Raw genomic sequence first — 23,078 nt, forward strand, 5'->3', positions numbered from 1 at the left:
CCAAGGCCCGGGACTCCGTGGAGGAGTTCGTCACCGACGCCGTCTCCCGCGGGGCGAAGGTCGTCGTCGGCGGCAAGCGTGTGGACGGCCCGGGGTACTTCTTCGCCCCCACCCTGCTCACCGACGTGCCCCGTGACGCGCGGGCGGTGACCGAGGAGATCTTCGGCCCCGTCGCCCCGGTGGTGACGTTCAAGGACGAGGACGAGGCGGTGGAGCTGGCCAATGCCACCGAGTACGGGCTGGCCTCCTACGTGTTCACCGAGAACATCTCCCGCGGGCTGCGCATCGGCGACCGGATCGAGTTCGGCCTGATGGGCCTCAACGTCGGAGTGATCTCCAACGCCGCGGCCCCCTTCGGCGGGGTCAAGCAGTCCGGGCTCGGCCGCGAGGGCGGGGCCGAGGGCCTGGCCGAGTACACCACCACCCAGTACATCGGCGTGGAGAACCCCTGGGCCACCGCCCCCACCCCCGGCACCGGCACCCCCGCCTGAGCCCCTTCCCGTCCCCGGACGGACCGTTCCACCACCGGTGCGGTCGCCGCACTCCCGCGGCGACCGCACCCCGTTCCCGAAAGGACGTCTCCCATGACCGAGACCCTGCCCGACATCCAGTACCGGCTGGAGCAGGTCCGCCGCATCGAGGGCACCCTGCCCGGTCCTCGCTCGCGGGAGCTGTCCGCCCGCCGGCAGGAGGCCGTGGCCTCCGGCGTCGCCTCCTCCGTGCCCGCCTACGCGGCGGACGTGGACGGCGGGATCGTGCTCGACGTCGACGGCAACCAGCTCGTCGACCTGGGCTCCGGCATCGCCGTGACCACCGTGGGCGCCTCCGCCCCGGCCGTGGTCGCCCGGGTCAAGGAGGCCGTGGAGCACTTCACGCACACCTGCTTCATGGTCACCCCCTACGAGGGCTACGTGGCCGTCGCCGAGAAGCTCGCCGAGCTCACCCCCGGCGACTTCCCCAAGAAGGCCGCGCTGTTCAACTCCGGCTCCGAGGCCGTCGAGAACGCCGTCAAGATCTCCCGGCTGCACACCGGCCGGCAGGCGGTCGTCGTCTTCGACCACGCCTACCACGGCCGCACGAACATGACCCTCGCCATGACCGCCAAGGTCCAGCCCTACAAGCAGGGCTTCGGCCCGTTCGCCGGCGAGGTCTACCGGGTGCCGGTCTCCTATCCCTTCCGGGACCCGGAGGGCATGACCGGCGCCGAGGCCGCCCGCCGCGCCCTCCTCCAGGTGGAGAAGCAGGTGGGCGCGCAGAACGTGGCCGCCGTCGTCATCGAGCCCATCCAGGGCGAGGGCGGGTTCATCGTCCCGGCCGAGGGCTTCCTGCCGGCGCTGTCCGAGTGGTGCACCGACAACGGCGCCGTCTTCGTGGTGGACGAGGTCCAGGCGGGCGTGGGCCGCACGGGCGAGTGGTTCGCCGTGGACCACGAGGACGTCGTCCCGGACCTCATCACCGTGGCCAAGGGCGTCGCCGGCGGCATGCCGCTGTCCGGGGTCGTCGGCCGCGCCGAGATCATGGACTCCGTGCACGCGGGCGGGCTCGGCGGCACCTACGGCGGCAACCCCGTGGCCTGCGCGGCCGCGCTGGGGGCGCTGCAGACCATCGAGGAGTGGGACCTCATCGCCCGTGCCCGCCGGGTCGAGGAGATCATCCGCGAGGAGCTGACCCCGGTGGCCGAGGAAACCGGCATCGTCGGGGAGATCCGCGGCCGCGGCGGCATGATGGCGCTCGAGTTCGTGCGGCCCGGCGGCAAGGACCCGGACGCGGACGCCGCCAAGGCCATCGCCGCGGAGTGCCTCGAGCAGGGCGTCATCATCCTGACCTGCGGCACCTTCGGCAACATCGTGCGCCTGCTGCCCCCGCTCGTCATCGGCGAGGACCTGCTGCGCGACGGCCTGCGCGTGTTCGCCGAGGCCATCCGCCGCGCGGCACAGTAGCACCCGCACCACACCGGCACGAGGGGCCGTTCCCCGCCGGAGCGCGACTGCGTCTCCGGCGGGGAACGGCCCCTCGTGCCGGGCAGGGCCGCCGGGATCAGCCGGAGCAGCGCTCCTGCAGGGCCCTGGCCTCCCCGATCACGCTGATCATGGACCGTTCGCCCTGCCGGAACCCGTCGATGGCCTCGCGGACCGAGATGATCTCCCCGGAGAGCTCGGTCGGGGCGGTGGCGGCGATGTCCTCCACCTCGGCGAGCAGGGCCACCGGGTCCTGCTGCAGCTGCTCCGGGGCCGTGCGCGCAGCCTCCAGCACCCGGGCGCAGGTCTCCTCCACGGTGTCGGCCGAGGCGCCGGCAGAGGCGCTGCCGGAGGGCGAGGCCGACGGCGTCGAGGCACCACGATCGGCCGCGTCCGTCCCGGACCCGGAGTCGCCGTCGAAGAGGGAGCAGCCGGTCAGGGCCAGGAGCAGGGCCGCGGTCACCGCAGCACGGGTCGCCGCAGCACGGGTCGCGGCGGAACGGGGCGGATGGGCGGTCGGCACGGAGGGCCTCCTGCGTGGATCGGGGAACGCGGGTCGCGGTCCGGGCGCCCTCACCCTACTAGCCTGGGCAGCACGCCCCACAGCGTGTCCGGAGCCGCCGGCCCGGGCAGCAGTGGCCGAGACAGGAGCCGCCGTGACCGGGATCGGGGACCTCACCGCCGTCCAGCTGCGGGACGCGCTCGCGCGCGGGGAGCTGGGCGCCGCGGAGACCACGGCGTTCTTCCTGGCCCGGATCGAGGAGCGTGATGCGGGGCTGGGCGCGTTCGTGCACGTGGCGCCCGAACCGGCCCTCGAGAGGGCCCGGATCCTCGACGCCCTGCCCGCCGGAGCGCCGCGCGGGCCGCTGCACGGGCTGCCGCTCGCGGTGAAGGACCTGCACGACGTCGCGGGCATGCCCACCGGCTACGGCTCCGCGGCCGTGACGGTCCCCGGGTCCGGGGCGCCGATCGCCCCCGGGGACGACGACCTCGTGGCGGTGCTCGGAGCCGCCGGCGCCGTGTGCCTGGGCAAGACCCAGGTCCCCGAGTTCGGGCTCAACTGCTACTCCGAGAACCTCGTGGCCCCGCCCGCCCGGAACCCGCACGATCCCGCCGCCGGGGCCGGGGGGTCCTCCGGCGGACAGGCCGCGGCCGTGGCCGCGGGCATGCTGCCGGTGGCCCCGGGCTCCGACGGCGGGGGCTCCGTCCGCATCCCGGCGGCGGCGTGCGGGCTGGTGGGCCTCAAGCCCAACCGCGGGCGGGTGCCCACCGCGGACGCGCAGTCGGACGCCGCGCAGCTCGTGGTCAACGGCCCCATCGCCCGCACCGCCGAGGACGCGGCCCTGCTGCTGGACGTGCTCTGCGCCCCCGCCCACGGCCCGGCCCACGGCAACGTGGTGCACCGGGCGGTCGGTGCCGTGCCCCAGCCCTCCTTCCTCGAGGGCGTGCGGGCCGCCCGCCGGGGACACCTGCCCTGGGGCGAGCGGCCGCTGCGGATCGGGGTGAGCACCGCCTCACCCTTCGACGCCGTCTACGACATCGAGGTCTCCCCCGAGGCGCGGGCCGCCCTCGACGAGGGGATCACCCGGCTGCGCGCGCTCGGGCACGAGGTCGGCGAGGCCTCGATCGCCTACGACGTCGAGTACCCCGGTGCCTTCTTCGACGTCTGGACCACCTCGATGGGCACCGCGCCCCTCGACCACGAGCAGGCCCGGCGGCTGACCGGGCTCGCGGCGGCCTTCCGCGAGCGCGCCCTGCGCCGCTCCGCCGTCGAGCTCGCGCAGGCGGTGAGCACGCTCCGCCGGATCGAGCGGGACGTGGTGCGCCACTACGGGGCCTGGGACATGGTGCTCACGCCCGCGCTCGCCATGACGCCGCGCCCCCTGGGCTGGTACTGGGCGGGCCACGATCCCGAGGACCCGGCGGGCGCGGACCAGGACTACATGCGCCAGTGCCAGTACACCCCGTGGACCTCGCTCGTGAACGTGGCCGGCTTGCCCGCGGTGACCGTCCCGACGCTGTGGACCCGCGCCGCGGGAGTCGACGCCGGACCGGTCGTGCCCATGGGCGTCCAGCTCATCGGCCGTCCCAGCGCGGAGGCGCAGCTGCTCGCCGTCGTCGCGCAGCTCGAGGACCAGGGCCTCGCCGGCACCCGCCCGCCGAGCCGGGCGGTCGCCGACGGCATGCCCCCCGGCGGGTGACGGGACGGGACGGCGCCGCCCGGGATCCTCCCGGACGGCGCCTCGCTCTGCCCTCGGGACAGAGATGCCCTGCAGCTCAGGAGTGGCCCAGGGCCACGTCTCCCCCCTCGGGGTCGTCGCCCGGCTCGGTGGCCGCCTCGGGGTCCTCCTCCGGCTCGAAGCCGGTCGCGTTCTCGTCGGTGGTCAGCCCGATGCCCTTCTCGTTGTCGGGGACGGTGCCCTCCGGGCCCTTGCCCGAGTCCTCGTTCGTCTCGTCGGGTGCTTCGCTCATGCTGCCGGCCTCCTCGCTGGATCGTGCGCTCGCTGGTGCCCTCATCCTGTCCCACCGGCCGCGATTCCTCCAGACCCTTCGCGGGCGCCTCGCGCAGAGCGGAATCGGCGAAACCTGGCGACCCGATCGTGTGCCAGCCTCCGCGCGTCGCGGAGGCTGGCGGTAGGTTGGGCGGCATGACCAATCGTGCGGGCACCGTCGCCCAACCCAGTGACCTCGTCGACCTCGGCAAGCTCCTCGACGCCTACACCGACGTCGTGCCCGACCCCTCCGATCCGGACCAGCGAGTGGCCTTCGGCACGTCCGGGCACCGGGGCTCGTCCGTGAAGGCCTCCTTCAACGAGCAGCACATCGCGGCCATCACGCAGGCCATCGTGGAGTACCGCGCCGGCCAGCGGATCACGGGCCCGCTGTTCATGGGCAAGGACACCCACGCCCTGTCCGGGCCCGCGCAGGACACCGCGCTCGAGGTGCTGGCCGCCAACGACGTCACCGTGCTGCTGGACTCCCGGGACGGCTACGTGCCCACCCCGGCGCTGTCCCACGCGATCCTCACCCACAACACGGGCCGGGCGGAGGGCATGGCCGACGGCATCGTCATCACCCCCTCGCACAACCCGCCCGGCGACGGCGGCTTCAAGTACAACCCGCCCAACGGCGGCCCCGCGGACTCCGACGCCACCGAGTGGATCGCCCAGCGCGCCAACCAGTTCCTCGAGAACGGCATGGCCGGGGTCCGCAGGGTCCCGCTGGCACAGGCGCGGGCCGCGGAGACCACCGGCGGCTACGACTTCCTCGAGGAGTACGTGCGGACGCTGCCGGAGGTCGTCGACCTCGACGTGATCCGCGACTCCGGCCTGCACATCGGCGCGGACCCCATGGGCTCGGCGTCCGTGGCCTACTGGGGCGAGATCGCCCAGCGCTTCGGACTGAACATGACCGTGGTGAACCCGTCCGTGGACCCGCAGTGGGCGTTCATGACCCTCGACTGGGACGAGAAGATCCGGATGGACTGCTCCTCCCCGTCCGCCATGGCCTCGCTCATCGGCAGCCGCGACAAGTACGACATCGCCACCGGCAACGACGCCGACACGGACCGCCACGGCATCGTGACCCCGGACGCGGGCCTGATGAACCCCAACCACTACCTGGCGGTGGCGATCGACTACCTCTTCCGCGAGCGCACGGGCTGGTCGCCCGAGGCCGGGGTCGGCAAGACGCTGGTGTCCTCCTCGATCATCGACCGGGTGGCGGCCTCCCTGGGCCGCGAGCTCGTGGAGGTGCCGGTGGGCTTCAAGTGGTTCGTGCCCGGGCTGATGGACGGCTCGATCGGCTTCGGCGGCGAGGAGTCCGCGGGCGCGTCCTTCCTGCGCCGGGACGGCTCCGTGTGGTCCACCGACAAGGACGGGATCATCCTGGCCCTGCTGGCCTCGGAGATCACGGCCCGCACCGGGAGGACCCCGTCCCAGCGCTACGCCGAGCTCACCCAGGACTTCGGCGCCCCCGTCTACCAGCGCATCGACGCCCCGGCGAGCCGGGAGCAGAAGGCCGCCCTGAAGCGGCTCTCCCCGGCCCAGGTGGAGGCGGACACCCTGGCCGGTGAGCAGATCACGGCGAAGCTGACCAACGCCCCCGGCAACGGCGCGGCGATCGGCGGGCTGAAGGTGACCACGAAGAACGCGTGGTTCGCGGCGCGGCCGTCCGGCACGGAGGACGTCTACAAGATCTACGCGGAGTCGTTCCTCGGGGAGGAGCACCTGCAGCAGGTCCAGCGGGAGGCCAAGGCGCTGGTGGACGGGGTCATCTCCTGACCGGTCCCGGGGGCGGGCCGGGCCGCCCCCGGGAGCGCACCCAGACCGCCTCCGCGGCGAGGAGGTCGACCTCGACGACGTCCCCGTCCAGCACCACGGGGACCGAGCGGGACCGGTGCTCGCCGAGCACGAGCTCCGTCCCGGGCCGGATGCCGGCGGTCCCGAGCCGGCGCAGCACGCCCGGGTCCGCGTCCGAGACCCGGGCCACCACCACGGCGGTGCCCGGCGGGACGTCGGCCAGGAGCTCGGCCGGGGCGGACGGCACGGTGCCGTCCCGCCGCGGGATCGGGTCGCCGTGCGGGTCCCGCTCCGGGTGGCCCAGGAGGGCGTCCAGCCGGGCGACGAACTTCTCGCTCACGGCGTGCTCGAGCACCTCGGCCTCCTCGTGCACCTCGTCCCAGGCGTAGCCGAGGTGCCCGGTGAGGAACGCCTCGAGGATCCGGTGGCGCCGCACCATCTGGACGGCGACGTCCAGGCCGCGGCCGGTGAGGGCGATCCCGCCGTGGGCGGGCCGGCTCAGCAGGCCCTGGGCCGTGAGCTTCTTGACGGCCTCCGACACGGTGGACGGGGACAGGCCCAGCCGCTGGGCCAGCCCGGTGGTGGTCACGGGCTCCGAGGACCACTCCTGGGCCAGCCAGACCGTCTTGAGGCAGTCCTGGACGGACCGGTTCAGTTCTTCCGCGCGCACTCCCCCAGGCTAGCGACCCGGGGGCACGGCACCCGGCGACGATGCCCCGGGGGGCGGACCGGGGCGCATTGTGCACGCGGCAGGATCCTGGAGCGGGGAGGACCCGCACCACCGGCTCATATGACGAAGTGTGACGGATTCCGGGTCCTTCCGAGGACAGGAGCCTAGCCTGGCAGGAGTGCCCGAGCGGCTCACCCGCCGCCACCCCGTCCCCTCGGAAGGAACCGCATGTCTCTCCACCTGCTCGAGATCGTTCCCGCCTCCGCGTCCAAGGACGCCGTGACCCAGCTCATCGCCACGGTCTCCGAGACCGTCTCCGCGGCGGGCGCCGAGTTCATCGAGTCCCAGGTCACGGCCGACCACGGACGCGTGTTCGTGATCGTCGAGGCCGACAGCGCCGAGGATCTCGCCCAGACGGTGCGCACCGCCGCCGGGGACGCCGCCGCGGAGGTCACCGGCCCCGACGCCGTCCGCCTCGTGGGCGCCGAGCTCGACGACATCAAGAAGCTCAAGGGCGACGCCCAGTTCCTGGTGGAGTGGGACATCCCCGCCGAGATCACCATGGAGCAGTACCTGGCCCGCAAGAAGGCGAACTCCCCGAAGTACGCCGAGGTCCCCGAGGTCTCCTTCCTGCGCACCTACGTGCGCGAGGACACCGCCAAGTGCCTGTGCTTCTACAACGCCCCCGACGAGGCGTCCGTGGAGCGCGCCCGCCAGGCCGTGGGCACCCCGTTCGACCGGCTGTTCAAGCTCAACGTCTGAGGGGCCGCAGCACTCGACGAACACGGCGGTCCCCGCGCTCCGGGGGGCCGCCGTGTCGTGCTTCCCGTCCTGGGCCCGTCCACCGTGCGGACCGGCCCCGCACTCCCCCGGCAGAACGGACCACCATGACCCAGTCCACGCGTTCCCCGTCCCCGGCCGGCGGGCCGGTCCCCGAGGCCCGGCCGCTGCTCGCGCCGCTCGTCGACTACCCCGACCACGACCTCGTCCGCCGCACCGCCGCGGCCCGGGCCCGCGACGTCGACGACGCCGCCGTCTCCCCGCTGGAGACCCTGCGCGAACTGGGCGCCCGGGGGCTGCTGGACCTCGGCCTGACCGGGTCGCTGGCCCCGCAGGCCGCCGTCGTGTTCGACCTCGCCACCGAGTGCACCGCCACGGCGTTCTCCCTGTGGGCGCACCGGGCGACCGTCGAGTACCTCGCCGCCACGGGGACGGAGATCCCCGCGGACGTGCGCTCCGGGGCCGTGCCCGGCTGCTCGGCGATGGCGCCGGCCTTCAAGGACGCGGCCGGCATCGGGGAGATCCCCGTGACGCTGAGCGCCGGCGCGTCGGGACCGGTCCTCAACGGCACCGTCCCGTGGGCCTCCAACCTGTACCCGGAGGGCGTCGTGGTGCTGCCCGCCGTCCGGGAGGACGGCACGCGCGTGGTGGTCCGGACCCGGATCTCGGCACCCGGCGTGACGGTGCGGCTGCTCGAGAACCTCATGGCGCTCAACGCGACGGCCTCGGGCGTGCTCGTCCTCGAGGACGTGGCCGTCGACCCCGGCGAGGACCTGCTGAGCGAGGACGTCCCGTCCTTCCTGGCCGCCGTCCGCGGCCCGTTCCTGCTGCTGCAGACGGCGTTCTGCCTCGGCCTCTCGGCCGCCGCGCTGACCGCCGCGCACGAGGCCCTGCAGGGTGTCGCGGAGGTGTTCCGGGCGGAGCTGGAGGAGGCAGGCACCGAGTTCCGGCGCCTGCGCGCCGACCTGCTGCGCCTGGCCGGCACGCCCCGGGAGGCCGAGCCCCGGGAACTGTTCTCCCTCCGGCTGGACGCGGCGCTGCTCACGGGCCGGGCCACCCGGCTGGAGGGGAAGGTCGTGGGCGGGCGCGGCTACGCCATGTCCTCCCCCACGGCGCGCCGGGCCCGCGAGGCCGCGTTCCTGCCCGTCCAGTCCCCCACGGAAGGACACCTGCGATGGGTGCTGCAGAACCTGCCCTGAGCCGCGCCGTCCCCGGTTCCCGACCGGCGCTCACCGTCCGCGGGCTGCGCAAGAGCTACCCGGGGGCCGCGGCCCCCGCCCTGGACGGTGTGGACCTGACCCTGCGCACCGGCGAGACGTTCGCGGTGCTGGGCCCCAGCGGCTCCGGGAAGTCGACGCTGCTGCGGGCCATTGCCGGGCTCGAGCCCCTGGACGGGGGCAGCATCGAGTTCGGGAACGCCGACGAGCGCTTCGCCGTCGTCTTCCAGGACCCCGGCCTGTTCCCCTGGCTGTCGGTGCGCCAGAACATCGCCCTGGGCGGCCGGTACCGGCGCAACCGGGACCGCTTCGAGGACTCCCGCGTGGACGACCTGCTCGGGATCCTGGGGCTGGCCCCGCTCGCGCACACCCCCGTGCAGGAGCTCTCCGGCGGGCAGGCCCAGCGCGTGTCGGTGGGCCGCGCGCTCGCGGTGCGCCCCGACGTGCTGCTGCTCGACGAGCCGTTCAGCGCCCTGGACCCGGCGACGCGCAAGGACCTGCAGCTGTGGCTGCGCGGGCTCGCGACCGAGCTCGAGCTGACGGTCTTCCTGGTGACCCACGACGTCGACGAGGCCATCACCCTGGGCGACCGGATCGGCTTCTTCGCCGGCCCGCGCGGGTTCCGGCAGCAGTGGGTCCCGGCGCAGGACGGCACGACCGCCGAGCAGATCCTCGCCCACTACCGCGGGAGCGACGACGGCTCCGGGAACTGGGTCATATGAGCACCCGTGGACCGAGCCGGCGGACGCTGCTGCGGGCCGGGGCGGGGGCCGCGGCCCTCACCGGGCTGGGCTGGGGTGCGGGCTCCCTCTACGCGGGCAGCCAGCAGGACGCCCGCGGCGCGGCCGATCCGGAGCGCCCCGTGCGGATCGGGTACCTCCCGATCACGGACGCCTCCCCCCTGCTGGTCGCCCACGCCAACGGGTACTACGAGGACGCCGCCGTGCCGGTGGCCGATCCCGTGCTGTTCCGCAGCTGGTCCTCGCTGTCCGAGGCGTTCGTGGCGGGCAAGGTGGACGCGATCCACCTGCTGATGCCCATGGCCCTGTACATGCGCTACGGGTTGCGGGCAGACGTGCGGATCACCGCGTGGAACCACACCAACGGCTCCGCGCTCACGGTCCGCCCGGACGTGGCCGAGGTCGCCGACCTGGCCGGGGAGTCCGTGGCGATCCCGGCGTGGTGGTCCGTGCACAACGTGGTGCTCCAGCAGCTGCTGCGCGGCGCGGGACTGACCCCGGTGATGCGCGAGAGCCCGTCCCGCACGGGGCGCACGGTGGCCCTGCTGCCCATGGCCCCCTCGGACATGCTCCCCGCGCTGAACAACGGCGTGATCGGCGGGTACGTGGTGGCCGACCCCTTCAACGCCGCCGCCGAGGCGCGTCAGGTGGGACACATCCACCGGTTCCTGGGCGACGTGTGGCGCGACCACGCGTGCTGCGTGACCATGATGCGCGGCGAGCTCCTCCGCCACCGCCCCGCCCACGCCGCCGGCTTCATGGACGCCCTCGTCCGGGCCCAGGCGTGGGCCCGGCAGAACCGGCCGGAGACCGCGGCGCTGCTGGCCGCCGGCTACCTCCCCCAGCCCCGGCCCGTGATCGAGCGGGCCCTCACCTACTCCGCCGCCGCGCACGGGGAGGCCCTGCAGCACCCGGACTGGCACGGGGAGCGGCTGGACTTCCGCCCGTACCCGTACGCGAGCTTCACCGAGGAGCTCGTGCGCGCCATGCAGGAGACCGTCGTCGACGCCCCGGCGGGATTCCTCGACGGACTGGACCCGGCGCTGGTCCACCGCGAGCTCGTCGACGACACGCTCGTCACCCGCAGCATCGAGAAGGTCGGCGGCCTCGCCGCCTTCGGCCTGACCGGCACCACCCGGACCGAGGAGATCAGCGCATGAGCGCGCCGCACCCCGCCCCGCACCCCGCCCCGCACGACGCCCCGGGGGCCCCCATCGACCTCGACGACGTCGCCCGCACCGGACCGAACCGCACCGGACCGACCGGGTCCGCTCCGGCGCGACCGGCCCGGCGCACCGGGTCCCGCTGGGCCGGCCCGGCCTGGGGGGCCTTCGGGGTGCTGGTCACGGTCGCCGTGTGGTGGGCGTTCACCCACGCCGCCGGCGGGGCGAACACCATGATCGCCTCCTTCCAGCCCGAGCGCATGCCCGGTGCCGTGGCCTCGCTGGCCGAGCGGGGGGTCGTGCTCCAGGACGGCCTGACGAGCCTGTGGCGCCTGCTGTGCGGGCTGGCCGTCGCCACGGGACTGGGCGTGCCGCTCGGGCTGCTCATCGGCTCCTACCGCCGCTTCCGGTGGACCAGCGCCCCGGTGGTGCAGTTCCTGCGCATGGTCTCACCGCTGTCCTGGGCGCCGGTGGCCGTGGCGCTGCTGGGGGTGGGCAACGCCCCCGTCGTCTTCCTCGTGGCAGCCGCCGCGGTCTGGCCGATCACCATGAACACGGCCGCGGGCGTCAAGGCCCTGGACCCGCTGCACCTGCGGGTCGCCGAGACCCTCGGTGCCACCCCGGCCGAACGGCTGCGCACCGTGGTGCTGCCCAGCATCCGGCCGTTCGTCATGACCGGGGTGCGGCTGGCACTGGGGATCTCGTGGGTGGTCCTCGTCCCCGCCGAGATGCTCGGGGTCAGCAGTGGCCTGGGCTACGAGATCCTCAACGCCCGCGACCGGCTGGCCTACGACGAGATGCTCGTGGTGATCCTCGTCATCGGCCTGCTCGGCATGGCGCTGGACCAGCTCGCGCAGTGGCTGCTGCGCGAACCGGGCCCGCGCCGCTGAGCCTCAGCGGGCGCGGAACCTGGCCCGCTTGTGCGAGCCGTCGCAGAACGGTTTGATGGACGACGCCCCGCAGCGGCACAGCGCCACGGTGGCGCGCCCCGGGTCGATGGGCCGGTCCTCACCGTCCAGCAGCTCGTAGCCCCCGCGCACCAGCAGCGGGCCGTCGGGGCACACGGTGATCGACACCGGCCCACCGGACCCGGCAGCCGCGGCCGGGCCGGGATCGAGAACCGGCGCGGGGCCGGGGTGCGGCGCCGGAGCGGGTTCCGGTCCGGGGACCGGCGCGGAGTCCTCGGGGCGCTCCTCCGCACTCACCGGACGAGCTCCGCGGCACCGCGGCGGGACGGTTCCGCCGCGGCCGGGCGCAGCGCGGACTCCCCCGCCTCCCACCGGGCGAGCGCCTGGTGGGCGGCGAGCGCGTCCAGGTGCAGGACGCAGCGCGCGCCGAAGAAGACGTCCGCCGCGACGGCGGGGTCCTCGACCACGAGACCTCCGGCCATGTCCCGGGCCGCGATCTGCTCGTGGGCGGCGTCGGCCTCCACGTGCTCGTCGTAGAACGCGGCCGCTGCGGGCAGTCCCAGGCGGTGGAAGCCGCGCGCCAGGAACTTGGCGGGCACGGAGGACGTCATCTCGTACATCGCCAGGTGCCCCACCACCGCGCCGCGCAACCGCCGGTGCAGACCGAACATCGAGACGGTGTTGACCCCGGCGAGCCACTCGGCGGGCACCCGGTCCACGGCGCTGCCGTAGGAGTCGTCGAGGCCGGCCTCGCGCATCCCGGCCGCGAACAGGGCCGAGTGCATGCGCAGGGCGTTGCCGCCTCCGTACTCGTCGACCTGGATCTCGATCAGCCCGGCCTTCGCCCGGCCGCTCAGCCGCGGGATGCCCCAGGTGTGCGGATCGCCCTCCATGAGCTGGTAGACGGACTTCAGCTGCAGGAACTCCCGCGCCTGCTCGGCGTCCGCCCGTCCGGAGAGGTGGCGCGCGAGGCTCGGCCCGTCGTCGTCGGCGGCCATGGCGAACAGGGCGTCGGCGACCGACTGCGGCGTGCTGGGCACGGTGTCGGCGGGCAGCTCCGCGCGCAGCTGCGCCTCGAGCGCGCCGGAGAGGACCTCCCGCGTGCGCAACAGCTCGGGGTCGCTCTCCCAGCGGTCGTCCACCCCGTCGACGCCCTGGTAGTGCAGGGCGTGCAGGACGAACAGGCTGAGCTGGACGTCGTCGTCGGCGAGCACGCCGTCCGCGCGGGAGACGGCGGCACGGGCGGCCGCCGGCAGCGCCCCGGCACGGGCCTCGGCCCCAGGGGTGCCGGGCTGCTCCCGGAGCAGCGCGAGAAGGTCCTCGCCGAGCGGCCCTCGTGGCTGTGGCTGACGCATGTATCGACTCCTGTCCGGACGGTGCGGTGGATCGCCCACCATCATAGTTTCCATCACCGTGCTGATCACATGGACAGCGACCGACACGGTCGGGGCGCCGGGCCGGGGCCGGGCCGGGGGCCCTCGGTGCCCGGCGGGGGCACCGAGTACAGTGGTGGAGGCCCGGATCCGGGCTCCCACCCCGCCGTCGAGGAGACCCGCATGAGTTCCCCCGTGCCCGGACGCACCATCGCCACCCGCCTCGGCCTGGGTTGGCGCCTCCACGGCGACGGCCGCACCGTCACCGCCGGGGAGGTCGTCAGGCCGCGGGAGCGGCTCACCTGGCCCCGCACGGTCACCATCGGCGCGCAGCACGTGGTCGCCATGTTCGGCGCCACGTTCCTGGTGCCCCTGATCACGGGCTTCCCGCCCTCCACCACGCTGTTCTTCTCCGGCGTGGGCACGATCCTCTTCCTGGCGGTGACCGCGGGCCGGGTGCCGTCCTATCTGGGCTCGTCGTTCGCGTTCATCGCTCCCATCAGTGCCTCGACGAACCAGTACGGCCCCGGCGGCGCGCTGGGCGGCGTCCTGATGGCGGGCGCGGCGCTGTTCCTCATCGGCCTGGTGGTGCAGTTCGCGGGCACGGCCTGGCTCCAGAAGCTCATGCCCCCGCTGGTCACGGGCACCATCGTGGCGCTCATCGGGTTCAACCTGGCGCCGTCCGCGAAGGACAACTTCATGGCCGCCCCGGTCACCGGGTTCGTGACCCTGGCCTCCATCGTGCTGATCTCGGTGCTCCTCCGCGGCCTGCCCGGCCGGCTGTCCATCCTGCTCGGCGTGCTGATCGGCTACCTGACGGCGGTGGTCCGGGGCGAGGTCGACTTCTCCGCGGTCGGCGCCGCGTGGCAGGAGCAGGGGCTCTTCGGGCTGCCCCCGTTCCAGACCCCGGAGTTCCACCTGCCCCTGATGGGCCTGTTCGTCCCGGTCATCCTGGTGCTGGTGGCCGAGAACATCGGGCACGTGAAGTCCGTGGCCCTCATGACCGGTGACGACCTCGACCCGTACATCGGGCGCGCGATCATGTCCGACGGGCTCGCCACCGTGATCGCCGGCTCGGGCGGTGGCTCGGGCACCACGACCTACGCCGAGAACATCGGCGTCATGGCGGCCACGCGCGTCTACTCGACGGCGGCCTACTGGGTCGCCGCCGCGGTGGCGATCCTGCTGAGCGTCTTCCCGGTCTTCGGCGCCGCCGTGGCCACCGTTCCCGCGGGGGTCCTGGGCGGGGCCGCCACGGTGCTGTACGGGATGATCGGCATGCTGGGCGTGCGGATCTGGGTGCAGAACCGCGTGGACTTCTCGAACCCGGTCAACCTCACCACCGCCGCGGTGGCCATGATCATCGGGGTCGCCGACTACACGTGGGAGGCCTCCGGCCTGCAGTTCGCGGGCATCGCCCTCGGCACGGCGGCCACGCTGGTGGTCTACCACCTCATGGCGGCCGTGGCCCGTGCGCGGGGAACGGTGAGCAGCGACCCGCTCGCCCCCGACACCACGCGGCAGCCCTCTCCCCTGGGCTGAGGAGTGCCGCGGAGCGCTCTTCTACTCGTCGGTAGAGGAAATGTGCCGATGAGAGGCCACCATTCTTGGTGACCCAGGTCTCCTTTCCCCTAGCGTGGAGTGCGGGAGGGCCGAGCAGCCGGCCGCGCACCACCAGCTGCAGGGGAGAAACCATGCATCACCGACCGTCCGTCCTCGTCCAGGTCGACCTCGACGGCAGGCACGTCCGGCTCGTCGTGAGCGGCTGCGTCACCGAGCTCAACCACCGGGCCCTGTGCCCCCTGGTCCGCCGGGCCCGCACCCTCGTCCCGGGCATCGCCGTCATCGTGGACCTCACCCCCGCCCACCACGTCGAGCCCGCCGCCGTGGACCTGCTGCGCTGGGCCGCGGAGCACGAGGACGCCGTGCGCGGCACGCCCGCCGTCGACTTCCTGCTCCCCGCCGATCCGCCGGGCCACGGCACCGTGACCCGGCTCGCCGGCCGGGCGGGGACCCGGCGCCGTCCAGGAGCCCCCGGGCCCGCACGCGAGGCGGTACCGTCGGCGGCCGCCCCGGGACCCCGCCTCGCGGGCTGAACCGACCCGTACCGGCCCCACCAGAGGGAGGACACCCCGTGAGCAGGATCAGTCACGCACTGATGGCGCACCCCGCCGCTCCGGAGCTCGCGAGCGATGAGCGGGCGGCCGAGGCCCGGTGCATCGAGGCGTGCCTCGACGCCGCGCAGATCTGCCGGATCGGCGCCGACGCCTGCGTGGAGGAGGACGCCGTCGCGGACCTGCGCGACAGCCTGCGCGCCGAGCAGGACTGCGCGGTGATCTGCTCGGCCACCGCCCAGGTGCTGGCCCGCCTCGGCTTCCCGGAGCCCGGGAACGGCCGGGCCGTGCTGGTGCCGCTGCTCGAGGCGTGCCTGGCCGCGGCCCGGGCGTGCCGGGACGCGTGCCGCAAGCACGCGGAGCTCTACGAACACTGCGCCCTCGTGGCCGATGCGTGCGAGCGCTGCGACGAGGCCTGCGCGGACCTGCTGGCCCGGAGGAGCTGAGGTGGCCGCCCCCGAGCTCCACTGGTTCGAGGAGCTCGGGATCGCGGACGTCCCGCGCGTGGGCGGCAAGAACGCCTCCCTCGGGGAGCTGGTCCGGGAGCTGAGCTCGCGGGGGGTGCGCGTGCCGGGCGGCTTCGCGACCAGCGCGGACGCCTACCGGTCCTACGTGGCGGCCAACGGGATCGGCACCGCCCTGCGGGACCGGCTCGAGGACCACCGCGCGGGCCGCGCGACGCTGCGGGAGACCGGCGCCGCCGTGCGCGCACTGTTCCTGCGCGGCGAGTTCCCCGAGGAGACGGCGCGGCAGATCGGGCAGTTCTACCGGGAGCTCTGCGAGCGCACCGGCCGCGCCGACCTGCCCGTGGCCGTGCGCAGCAGCGCGACCGCGGAGGACCTCCCGGACGCGAGCTTCGCCGGCCAGCAGGAGACCTTCCTCGACGTGGTCGGCGAGGAGGAGCTGCTGGAGGCGTGCCGGAGGTGCTACGCGTCCCTGTTCACCGACCGGGCGATCACCTACCGGGAGCTCAAGCGGTTCGACCACCTCGCGGTCGCCCTGTCCGTCGGCGTGCAGGAGATGGTGCGGGCGGACCTCGGCAGCTCCGGGGTGATGTTCTCGATCGACACCGAGAGCGGCTTCCCGCGGGTGGCCGTGATCAGCGCGGCGTGGGGGCTGGGCGAGCCGGTCGTGCAGGGCACCGTGGACCCGGACAAGTACCTCGTCTTCAAGCCCCTCCTCGACGTGGCGGAGGCCCCGATCGTGGAGCGCACCCGGGGAGCCAAGCTGCACAAGCTCGTCCACGACGACGACGCCCCCGCCGGGGCCGCCGCCACCCGGCTCGTGGAGACCTCCCCCGCGGAGCGCCAGGCGTGGGTGCTCGGCGACGCCGACGTCCTGCAGCTCGGCCGCTGGGCCGTGCTCGTCGAGGAGCACTACGGCCGGCCCATGGACCTGGAGTGGGCGAAGGACGGCCTGACGGGGGAGCTGTTCCTGCTGCAGGCCCGGCCGGAGACCGTCCAGGCCGGTCGCAGCGCGAGCCGCTTCACGGTCCACCACCTCCGGGAGAAGGGGCGCGTGCTCGCGGTGGGCGCCGCCGTCGGGGACTCCGTGGCGACCGGCACCGCCTGCGTGGTGCGCAGCGCGGCGGACATCGAGTCCTTCCGGGACGGGTCGGTGCTCGTCACCGAGATGACGGACCCGGACTGGGTCCCGGTGATGAAGCGTGCCGCCGCGATCGTCACCGACCACGGCGGACCCACCAGCCACGCGGCGATCGTCAGTCGGGAGCTGGGCCTGCCCGCCGTCGTCGGGACCGGCGACGCCTCCCGGACGATCCCGGCGGACCAGGACCTGACTGTCTCCTGCGCGGAGGGCGACCGGGGCACGGTCTACGAGGGCACCCTCGCCTTCGACGTGGAGGAGGTCGACCTCGGGGAGCTGCCGGACGCGCGCACCGCGATCATGGTGAACGTGGCGAGCCCCGCGGCGGCCTTCCGCTGGTGGCGGCTGCCGGCCGACGGGGTGGGACTGGCGCGGATGGAGTTCGTCGTCAACAGCATCGTCCAGGTCCACCCCATGGCCCTGGTGCACCCGGAGCGGGTGCGGGACGAGGCGGACCGGCGGCGGATCGCGCAGCTGACGGCAGGATTCCCGGACGGGCAGGAGTACTTCGTGCAGACGCTGGCGCTGGGCATCGCCAAGCTCGCCGCCCCGTACCACCCCCGGCCGGTGATCGTGCGGCTCAGCGACTTCAAGACCAACGAGTACGCCCACCTCGTGGGCGGGGCGGCCTTCGAGGAGCCCGAGGAGAACCCGATGCTCGGGTTCCGCGGGGCCTCCCGCTACTACGACCCCCGGTACCGCGAGGGCTTCGCCCTCGAGTGCCGGGCGCTGCGGCGGGTCCGCGAGCGCATCGGCTTCGACAACGTGGTGGTCATGGTCCCGTTCTGCCGCACCGTGGCGGAGGCGGACCGGGTCCTGGCCACGATGGCCGAGCACGGGCTCGAGCGCGGGCGGCACGGCCTGAAGGTGTACATGATGTGCGAGATCCCCTCCAACGTGGTCCTGGCCGAGCAGTTCGCCGCGCGGTTCGACGGCTTCTCCATCGGCTCCAACGACCTCACGCAGCTCGTGCTCGGCGTGGACCGGGACGCGGAGGCCTTGCGCGCACTCTTCGACGAGCGGGACGAGGCGGTGACCCGGATGATCGGCGAGGCGATCCGCAAGGCCCACGCCGCGGGGATCCCCATCGGCATCTGCGGCCAGGGCCCCAGCAACCACCCCGACTTCGCGGAGTTCCTGGTGCGGGAGGGGATCGACTCGATCTCCCTGAACCCGGACAGCTTCCTGCGCACCGCGCGGCGGATCGCCGAGACCGAGCGGCGCCTCGCGGGCGGGCCCGGGAGCACCGTGGACGCCTGAGCCGCTTCAGTGCCGGACCACGAGCACCGGGCAGTGGGCGTAGGAGATGCACGCGTGGGACACCGAGCCCAGGGCCGAGCCGAGCAGGCCGCCGCGGCCTCGCCGGCCGAGCACGAGCAGCTGCGCGTTCTCGCTCTCCGTGATGAGCCGCCCGGCCGGGCGGCCGTGCGTGACCGTGGTGGTCAGGCGGTCGGGGACGTCCTCCCCGAAGACGGCCGCGACCGTGCGCGCGAGGATCCGCTCGTGGTTGGCGCGCAGGGCCTCCTCGTCGACGAGCAGCTCGGCGTCCAGCACGGTGGGGTCGCCCGCGCACGCGATCGCCTCGAGCGGGGCGTCGAGGGCCTCGGCGAGTCGCGCGGCCAGCCGCAGGGCCTCCATCGAGGACTCCGAGCCGTCGATCCCCACGAGGATCCGCTGGTCCGTCGTCGGTGCGCTCATGACCGAACCTCCTTGTCGGGGCCGGCCGCCGGGGCCGGCCTGTCGGTGCCGCGTGGCCCGCGCCGGGTGATCGGCGCCGGCCGGTCAGTGCCGGACGACCAGCACCGGGCAGTGGGCGTGGGCGATGCACGCGTTGGAGACGGAGCCCAGGGCCGAGCCCCGCAGACCGCCGTGGCCGCGGCGGCCGAGCACCAGCATCAGGGCGTCACCGCTCTCCTCGACCAGGCGGGCCGCGGGCCGCCCGTGGAGCAGCTCGGCGCGCACGTGCCCCGGGACGTCCGCGCCGAACACGTCGGCGAGCGTCGACCGGAGCTGCTCCTCGCTGCCGGCCGGTGGCTTGTACGGGTCGACGGTCTCCCAGCCCTCGTAGACGGGCGGCCCCTGCCAGAACATGAGGGCGACCAGCGGGACGCCCAGGGAACGGGCGATCCGGTCCGCCGTGCGGAGGGCCTCCTTGGAGGAGTCCGAGCCGTCGATCCCGACGAGGACCGGCTGCTGCGACGGGGCTTCCATGGTCGAACTCCTTCGGTCCGGCGCCCGCAGGCCGTGCCCGGGACGCGCTCCGTCCGCCAGGGACCTGGCGGACCGCTCAGTGCCGCACCACCAGGACGGGGCACTTGGCGTGGGAGACGAGGGCCGAGGAGACGGAGCCGAGGATCATCCCGAGCACCCCGCCCGTGCCCCGTCGCCCGACCACCAGCATCCGGGCCTCCTCGCTCTCCTCGATGAGCCGGGTGGCGGCCTGACCGCGCAGCAGCCGGGTGGTCAGGTTCGCCGGGCGGTGCTCCCCGAAGACCTCCGCGAGCGTGCTCTCGAACAGCTGCTCGCTGCCGCGGCGGAACTCCTCGGGGTCCACCACTCGGTAACTCTCGTAGAGCAGCGGGTCCTCCCAGCACATGACGGCCTCGAGCGGCGCACCGAGGGCCTCGGCGAGCCGCACGCCCTCCCGGAGGGCGGCCTTGGACGAGCCGGATCCGTCGACTCCCACGACGATCCGGTCTCCCGGCGAGGAGTCGCCCATGGTGTTCCCCCTTGCTCCCGGCGGGCCGGCCGGTCCGCCTGTCTCCACGATAGGACCCGGTGAGGTGGCTCACAACGACCCCGGCGTCACGACGGACTCCCCGGGCCCGCATGACGGCCGGCGGGAGGCGCCGTCCCGCCCGCCGGCGCACGGGTGGTCCCCGGTCTGCTCAGCCGCGCGTCACCTGGATCTTCCTCGTCGCCGGCGGTTCGACGGGCCCGGCGACGGGGACGCGGACCTCGAGCACGCCGTCACGATAGGCGGCACTGATGTCCTCGTCCCGGCACCCGGCGGGCAGCGGCAGGGTGCGGGAGAACGAGCCGTAGCGGAACTCGGAGCGGTAGCCGCCCTTGTCCTTGTGCTCGGTCCGCTCCCTGCGCTCGGCCCGCAGGTGGAGCACGTCGTCGGCCACGGTGAGCTCCACGTCCTGCTCGGGGTCGATGCCGGGCAGCTCCGCCCGGATCACCACCGTGTCGCCGTCCCGGTACTCCTCCACGCGGGGCCAGGACGCCTCGACGTCCCCCTCCAGGAGGCGTCGGAGGGGCTCGAGCATCTCCAGCCCCTCCCTGCGCATCAATCCGGCCATGGCCCGGCTCCTTCCCGTGGCACCCGTTCCGCGGCGGGACCGGGGGTGTCGGCCCGGCCGGCCGGGGAGACCGGTGCGGTCCGCCTCGACCCTTTCAGCCTAGACTCCGCCGACCGGGCGCGTAAGGGCCTCGGGGTCCGGGGCGGATGATGACGAGGGCCCTCCCCGCCGGGGCGCCTCAGAAGCCCGTCGGCTCGGTCTCCAGCTCGGGCTCCTCGGGCGGCGCCTCGTGGTGCAGGGGCCGCAGCGCGGCGGTCGTCCCGAACCACAGCAGCGCGTCGTAGCGCTCCCCCATGCGGGTCGGGACGTAGTTGCCGGCCTCGCGCCACGGGTGGTACACCACCCCGATGGCCCGGTGGCCGAACCGCCCGGAGAGCCAGGGCCCGGACCGGTCACGGCCGAAGACGAGCACCGCGTCCTCCTCCAGGGCCCGGTGCAGGAAGTCCTCGTGGCTGCCGGGACGCGCCTCCGGGACGGCGAGGACCTCCTCGACCGCGCCCCACGACTCCGCCGCGACCACCGTGCCGGCCCAGGAGGCCAAGCCGACGAGCACCACCTCGGGCGCGGCGTGGCGCTCGCGCAGCAGCTGGCCCACGTTGACCAGGCCGGCGTCGAACATGTCGGTGGCCCGGGCGTCCCCCACGTGGGAGTTGTGCTCCCACACCAGGCCCTTGGCGCCGGGCCCGTGGTGGCGGGAGATCAGCCCGGCGGTGTCCGCCATGTGCTCGTCCCGCACGTTCCAGGACTGCCGGTCGCCCCGCACCATGGTCCGGTAGTAGCGCTCGGCGTCGACCGCGACCATGGCGTTGAGGGCGGCGTCGAACGCGGCCGGGTCCCCCGCCATCCGGTCCATGGTGCGCCGGCGCACCTCGGCCAGGAGGGCCACGACGTCGGCCTCGCAGCTCTCGGGCACGATCCGGGTGCGCCACGCGTACCGGTGCGGGTCCTCGTGGAAGGGCACGAAGCACTGCCACGCCTGCAGCGCGGCCGGCAGGGCCTCGGGGGCGGCGGCCTCCAGCCAGCCGATGATCTCCCGCAGCGAGTCCCACAGCGAGTAGACGTCCAGCCCGTAGAAGCCCACCTGCTCGTGGCCGGCCCGGCGGACGTTCTCCTCCCGGAGCCAGTCGAGGAACTCGGCGACCTCCTCGTTCGCCCACATCCACGTGGGCCAGCGCTCGAAGCCCTCGAGGACGCCCCGGGCGTCGAGGTCCTGGTCCGCCTCCCCGCGCACCCACCGGTTGAGCCGCCAGCAGTCCGGCCAGTCCCCCTCGACCCCGATCCAGGTGAAGCCATGCTCCTCGATGAGCCGGCGGCTGAGCAGGGCCCGCCACCGGTAGTACTCGTGCGTGCCGTGGGACGCCTCCCCCACGCACACGAAGCGGGCGCCGGCGCAGCGCTCGACGAGCCGGTCGAGGCCCTGCGGCCCCGCCAGCGGCTGCGCGAGGGAGCGGATCTCCGCGAGGATCCCCGCCTCCCGGGGGGTCCCGCGCCCGAGCGGGCTCACCGGGCCGCCCCGTCGCCGCGCTCCCCGGCCGGGTGGAGGTGGCGCAGGAACCAGTCCCGGGCCAGGCCCGCGGCCTCGGCGAGGGTGCCGGGCTCCTCGAAGAGGTGCGTGGCGCCCTCCACGACCGCCAGCCGGGTGGGGCAGCGCATCGACTCCTGCGCCCACCGGTTGAGGCCGAGCACCTCGGAGTCCTCGCTGCCGACGATCAGCAGGGTGGGCGCCTGCACCGAGCCCAGCCGTTCGCCCGCGAGGTCGGGGCGGCCGCCGCGGGAGACGACGGCCGCGATCGACGCGCCGGGCTCGGCCGCCGCCCACAGGGCGGCGCCGGCGCCCGTGCTCGCCCCGAAGTACCCGACCGGGGCCGCCGCGGAACCGGGCTGCTCGCGCAGCCAAGCCGTGGCCAGGAGCAGCCGTTCGGCGAGCAGGCCGATGTCGAAGACGTTGCCGCGGTCGGTCTCCTCCCCGGGGGTCAGCAGGTCGAGCAGCAGGGTGCCCAGGCCCGCCTGCTGCAGCACGGAGGCCACGTACTGGTTCCGCGGGCTGTGCCGGCTGCTGCCGCTGCCGTGGGCGAAGACCACCACCCCGGCGCCGGGCCCCGGCAGGTGCAGGTGCGCCGCGAGCTGCTCGCCCCCGGCCGGGATGCGCACGTCGGCGTCGACCGGATAGCCGTGCGCGGCCTGCCCCGCCCGGGACGGCGGAGGCAGCTCCGGCTGGTGGCGGCGCCGGGCGGCGTCGAGCAGCGCCACGACCTCGTCGTCCTCCGTGGCCGAGAAGTCCCGGTAGTGGTAGCCGACGGCCGTGAAGTACGGAGGGGTGGCGAGGCAGATCACCTCGTCCGCCTCCACCACCCGGGCCAGGGCCTCCTGCGGGGCCACCGGGACGGCCAGCACCACGCGTGCGGCGCCCAGCTGCCGGGCGATCCGGCAGGCCACGCGGGCCGTGGAACCGGTCGCGATGCCGTCGTCGACGACCAGGGCGGTCCGCCCGGTGAGGTCGACCCGTTCCCGGCCCTCCCTGAAGCGCGCCGTCCGGGCCTCGAGCACGGCCCGCTCCCGGGCCTCGACCTGCTCCAGCTGCGCGTCCGTCACCCCGAAGTACTGCAGGGTCCGCTCGTCGAGCACGCGGGCGCCCTCCTCCCCGATGGCGCCCATGGCCAGCTCGGGCTGGGTCGGCACCCCCAGCTTGCGCACCACGATGACGTCCAGCGGCGCGTCGAGGATGTTGGCCACCTCGTGGGCCACGGGCACCCCGCCGCGGGGCAGCCCCAGCACCACCACGTCCTGACCGCGCAGGGACCTCAGCCGCTTCCCCAGCTGCCGCCCGGCCTCGACCCTGTCCTCGAAGACCACCATGGTCCCCACCGCCTCCCCGGCGGGCGCGCGGCCCACCGACCCTCCGGTGCTCCCCCGGCTCCGCCCGCGCCCTCGGGTCCCGCGGGCC

At 74.5% G+C, this 23,078-nt stretch carries 24 protein-coding genes; 13 read left to right on the plus strand and 11 right to left on the minus strand.

Annotation, left to right across the window (positions count from 1 at the left end):
• Together ABD220_RS04945 and gabT are read left to right on the plus strand one after the other, a co-directional pair.
• Positions 1 to 491, plus strand: a 491-nt coding sequence (locus ABD220_RS04945) for an aldehyde dehydrogenase family protein (protein ID WP_344120343.1), incomplete at its 5' end; no start/stop codon positions are given.
• Between the two features lie 93 nt (positions 492 to 584).
• On the plus strand, positions 585 to 1,940 hold the full coding sequence (gene gabT, locus ABD220_RS04950) for a 4-aminobutyrate--2-oxoglutarate transaminase (RefSeq protein WP_344120345.1): 1,356 nt from the start codon (positions 585 to 587) through the stop codon (positions 1,938 to 1,940).
• Positions 1,941 to 2,037: 97 nt separating this feature from the next.
• Here the strand turns inward: gabT and ABD220_RS04955 are convergent, their stop codons facing one another.
• A complete protein-coding gene (locus ABD220_RS04955) occupies positions 2,038 to 2,481 on the minus strand; it encodes a hypothetical protein (RefSeq protein WP_344120347.1) in 444 nt (147 codons plus the stop codon).
• A gap of 133 nt (positions 2,482 to 2,614) precedes the next feature.
• Between ABD220_RS04955 and ABD220_RS04960 the strand changes: the two genes are divergently transcribed.
• A complete protein-coding gene (locus tag ABD220_RS04960; RefSeq protein WP_344120349.1) occupies positions 2,615 to 4,159 on the plus strand; it encodes an amidase in 1,545 nt (514 codons plus the stop codon).
• A gap of 76 nt (positions 4,160 to 4,235) precedes the next feature.
• Here the strand turns inward: ABD220_RS04960 and ABD220_RS04965 are convergent, their stop codons facing one another.
• Positions 4,236 to 4,430, minus strand: coding sequence for a hypothetical protein (locus tag ABD220_RS04965; RefSeq protein ID WP_344120351.1), 195 nt, complete (start codon positions 4,428 to 4,430; stop codon positions 4,236 to 4,238).
• Positions 4,431 to 4,606: 176 nt separating this feature from the next.
• Here ABD220_RS04965 and pgm point away from each other — a divergent pair, with 176 nt between their 5' ends.
• Complete coding sequence (gene pgm / locus ABD220_RS04970; RefSeq protein ID WP_344120353.1) at positions 4,607 to 6,241, plus strand: phosphoglucomutase (alpha-D-glucose-1,6-bisphosphate-dependent); 1,635 nt, start codon at positions 4,607 to 4,609, stop codon at positions 6,239 to 6,241.
• Here the strand turns inward: pgm and ABD220_RS04975 are convergent.
• Entirely contained in the window at positions 6,231 to 6,929 is a 699-nt protein-coding gene (locus ABD220_RS04975; RefSeq protein WP_344120355.1) for a metal-dependent transcriptional regulator, read from the minus strand. The two genes, pgm and ABD220_RS04975, sit on opposite strands and share 11 nt — an antisense overlap.
• Positions 6,930 to 7,157: 228 nt before the next feature.
• Here ABD220_RS04975 and ABD220_RS04980 point away from each other — a divergent pair, with 228 nt between their 5' ends.
• From ABD220_RS04980 to ABD220_RS05000, 5 genes are all read left to right on the plus strand, one after another.
• A complete protein-coding gene (locus ABD220_RS04980; RefSeq protein WP_344120357.1) occupies positions 7,158 to 7,691 on the plus strand; it encodes a nickel-binding protein in 534 nt (177 codons plus the stop codon).
• A 125-nt stretch (positions 7,692 to 7,816) separates the two neighbouring features.
• Positions 7,817 to 8,908 carry an acyl-CoA dehydrogenase family protein gene (locus ABD220_RS04985; RefSeq protein WP_344120358.1) on the plus strand — a complete coding sequence of 364 codons (1,092 nt, stop codon included), beginning with the start codon at positions 7,817 to 7,819 and terminating at the stop codon, positions 8,906 to 8,908.
• Positions 8,884 to 9,648 carry an ABC transporter ATP-binding protein gene (locus tag ABD220_RS04990; protein ID WP_344120360.1) on the plus strand — a complete coding sequence of 255 codons (765 nt, stop codon included), beginning with the start codon at positions 8,884 to 8,886 and terminating at the stop codon, positions 9,646 to 9,648. The genes ABD220_RS04985 and ABD220_RS04990 overlap by 25 nt, the downstream gene beginning before the upstream one ends.
• On the plus strand, positions 9,645 to 10,826 hold the full coding sequence (locus ABD220_RS04995; RefSeq protein WP_344120362.1) for an ABC transporter substrate-binding protein: 1,182 nt from the start codon (positions 9,645 to 9,647) through the stop codon (positions 10,824 to 10,826). Before ABD220_RS04990 ends, ABD220_RS04995 begins: the two co-directional genes overlap by 4 nt.
• On the plus strand, positions 10,823 to 11,719 hold the full coding sequence (locus tag ABD220_RS05000) for an ABC transporter permease (protein ID WP_344120364.1): 897 nt from the start codon (positions 10,823 to 10,825) through the stop codon (positions 11,717 to 11,719). The genes ABD220_RS04995 and ABD220_RS05000 overlap by 4 nt, the downstream gene beginning before the upstream one ends.
• Positions 11,720 to 11,722: 3 nt before the next feature.
• On the opposite strand, the gene ABD220_RS05005 is transcribed toward ABD220_RS05000, so the two are convergent.
• Together ABD220_RS05005 and ABD220_RS05010 are read right to left on the minus strand one after the other, a co-directional pair.
• Positions 11,723 to 11,905 (minus strand): CDGSH iron-sulfur domain-containing protein, encoded by a 183-nt coding sequence (locus tag ABD220_RS05005; RefSeq protein ID WP_344120366.1) that lies wholly within the window; start codon positions 11,903 to 11,905, stop codon positions 11,723 to 11,725.
• A gap of 125 nt (positions 11,906 to 12,030) precedes the next feature.
• The gene (locus ABD220_RS05010; protein ID WP_344120368.1) at positions 12,031 to 13,092 is read right to left on the minus strand and encodes an iron-containing redox enzyme family protein; all 1,062 of its coding nucleotides are present in this window, start codon (positions 13,090 to 13,092) and stop codon (positions 12,031 to 12,033) included.
• Between the two features lie 201 nt (positions 13,093 to 13,293).
• Here ABD220_RS05010 and ABD220_RS05015 point away from each other — a divergent pair, with 201 nt between their 5' ends.
• The 4 genes from ABD220_RS05015 to ppsA all read left to right on the plus strand — a co-directional run bounded on the left by ABD220_RS05015 (position 13,294) and on the right by ppsA (position 18,089).
• Positions 13,294 to 14,652 carry a uracil-xanthine permease family protein gene (locus ABD220_RS05015; protein ID WP_344120370.1) on the plus strand — a complete coding sequence of 453 codons (1,359 nt, stop codon included), beginning with the start codon at positions 13,294 to 13,296 and terminating at the stop codon, positions 14,650 to 14,652.
• A 152-nt stretch (positions 14,653 to 14,804) separates the two neighbouring features.
• Positions 14,805 to 15,206 carry a hypothetical protein gene (locus ABD220_RS05020; protein ID WP_344120373.1) on the plus strand — a complete coding sequence of 134 codons (402 nt, stop codon included), beginning with the start codon at positions 14,805 to 14,807 and terminating at the stop codon, positions 15,204 to 15,206.
• 38 nt (positions 15,207 to 15,244) lie between these two features.
• Positions 15,245 to 15,670, plus strand: coding sequence for a four-helix bundle copper-binding protein (locus tag ABD220_RS05025; protein ID WP_344120374.1), 426 nt, complete (start codon positions 15,245 to 15,247; stop codon positions 15,668 to 15,670).
• A 1-nt stretch (position 15,671) separates the two neighbouring features.
• On the plus strand, positions 15,672 to 18,089 hold the full coding sequence (gene ppsA, locus ABD220_RS05030) for a phosphoenolpyruvate synthase (RefSeq protein WP_344120375.1): 2,418 nt from the start codon (positions 15,672 to 15,674) through the stop codon (positions 18,087 to 18,089).
• A gap of 6 nt (positions 18,090 to 18,095) precedes the next feature.
• Here ppsA and ABD220_RS05035 read toward each other — a convergent pair whose 3' ends face one another.
• From ABD220_RS05035 to ABD220_RS05060, 6 genes are all read right to left on the minus strand, one after another.
• Positions 18,096 to 18,527, minus strand: coding sequence for a universal stress protein (locus tag ABD220_RS05035; protein ID WP_344120377.1), 432 nt, complete (start codon positions 18,525 to 18,527; stop codon positions 18,096 to 18,098).
• 84 nt (positions 18,528 to 18,611) lie between these two features.
• Positions 18,612 to 19,040 (minus strand): universal stress protein, encoded by a 429-nt coding sequence (locus ABD220_RS05040; RefSeq protein WP_344120378.1) that lies wholly within the window; start codon positions 19,038 to 19,040, stop codon positions 18,612 to 18,614.
• Positions 19,041 to 19,116: 76 nt separating this feature from the next.
• Entirely contained in the window at positions 19,117 to 19,548 is a 432-nt protein-coding gene (locus tag ABD220_RS05045; protein WP_344120380.1) for a universal stress protein, read from the minus strand.
• A 169-nt stretch (positions 19,549 to 19,717) separates the two neighbouring features.
• Positions 19,718 to 20,134: an Hsp20/alpha crystallin family protein gene (locus ABD220_RS05050; protein WP_344120382.1), complete on the minus strand. Its 417-nt coding sequence runs from the start codon at positions 20,132 to 20,134 to the stop codon at positions 19,718 to 19,720.
• 178 nt (positions 20,135 to 20,312) lie between these two features.
• The gene (locus tag ABD220_RS05055) at positions 20,313 to 21,638 is read right to left on the minus strand and encodes an erythromycin esterase family protein (RefSeq protein ID WP_344120384.1); all 1,326 of its coding nucleotides are present in this window, start codon (positions 21,636 to 21,638) and stop codon (positions 20,313 to 20,315) included.
• Positions 21,635 to 23,026 (minus strand): phosphoribosyltransferase family protein, encoded by a 1,392-nt coding sequence (locus ABD220_RS05060; RefSeq protein ID WP_425552510.1) that lies wholly within the window; start codon positions 23,024 to 23,026, stop codon positions 21,635 to 21,637. Before ABD220_RS05060 ends, ABD220_RS05055 begins: the two co-directional genes overlap by 4 nt.
• Between the last annotated feature and the right edge of the window lie 52 nt (positions 23,027 to 23,078).

Source organism: Kocuria aegyptia, from assembly GCF_039530085.1.
Lineage (GTDB): Bacteria > Actinomycetota > Actinomycetes > Actinomycetales > Micrococcaceae > Kocuria > Kocuria aegyptia.

What these genes read in the sequence shown, in the direction of transcription:
- gabT (WP_344120345.1), top strand. Translation starts at nt 585, where the DNA reads ATGACCGAGACCCTGCCCGACATCCAGTACCGGCTGGAGCAGGTCCGC.
- ABD220_RS04965 (WP_344120351.1), bottom strand. Translation starts at nt 4,430, where the DNA reads ATGAGCGAAGCACCCGACGAGACGAACGAGGACTCGGGCAAGGGCCCG.
- pgm (WP_344120353.1), top strand. Translation starts at nt 4,607, where the DNA reads ATGACCAATCGTGCGGGCACCGTCGCCCAACCCAGTGACCTCGTCGAC.
- ABD220_RS04980 (WP_344120357.1), top strand. Translation starts at nt 7,158, where the DNA reads ATGTCTCTCCACCTGCTCGAGATCGTTCCCGCCTCCGCGTCCAAGGAC.
- ABD220_RS04985 (WP_344120358.1), top strand. Translation starts at nt 7,817, where the DNA reads ATGACCCAGTCCACGCGTTCCCCGTCCCCGGCCGGCGGGCCGGTCCCC.
- ABD220_RS04990 (WP_344120360.1), top strand. Translation starts at nt 8,884, where the DNA reads ATGGGTGCTGCAGAACCTGCCCTGAGCCGCGCCGTCCCCGGTTCCCGA.
- ABD220_RS04995 (WP_344120362.1), top strand. Translation starts at nt 9,645, where the DNA reads ATGAGCACCCGTGGACCGAGCCGGCGGACGCTGCTGCGGGCCGGGGCG.
- ABD220_RS05000 (WP_344120364.1), top strand. Translation starts at nt 10,823, where the DNA reads ATGAGCGCGCCGCACCCCGCCCCGCACCCCGCCCCGCACGACGCCCCG.
- ABD220_RS05010 (WP_344120368.1), bottom strand. Translation starts at nt 13,092, where the DNA reads ATGCGTCAGCCACAGCCACGAGGGCCGCTCGGCGAGGACCTTCTCGCG.
- ABD220_RS05015 (WP_344120370.1), top strand. Translation starts at nt 13,294, where the DNA reads ATGAGTTCCCCCGTGCCCGGACGCACCATCGCCACCCGCCTCGGCCTG.
- ABD220_RS05020 (WP_344120373.1), top strand. Translation starts at nt 14,805, where the DNA reads ATGCATCACCGACCGTCCGTCCTCGTCCAGGTCGACCTCGACGGCAGG.
- ABD220_RS05035 (WP_344120377.1), bottom strand. Translation starts at nt 18,527, where the DNA reads ATGAGCGCACCGACGACGGACCAGCGGATCCTCGTGGGGATCGACGGC.
- ABD220_RS05040 (WP_344120378.1), bottom strand. Translation starts at nt 19,040, where the DNA reads ATGGAAGCCCCGTCGCAGCAGCCGGTCCTCGTCGGGATCGACGGCTCG.
- ABD220_RS05045 (WP_344120380.1), bottom strand. Translation starts at nt 19,548, where the DNA reads ATGGGCGACTCCTCGCCGGGAGACCGGATCGTCGTGGGAGTCGACGGA.
- ABD220_RS05050 (WP_344120382.1), bottom strand. Translation starts at nt 20,134, where the DNA reads ATGGCCGGATTGATGCGCAGGGAGGGGCTGGAGATGCTCGAGCCCCTC.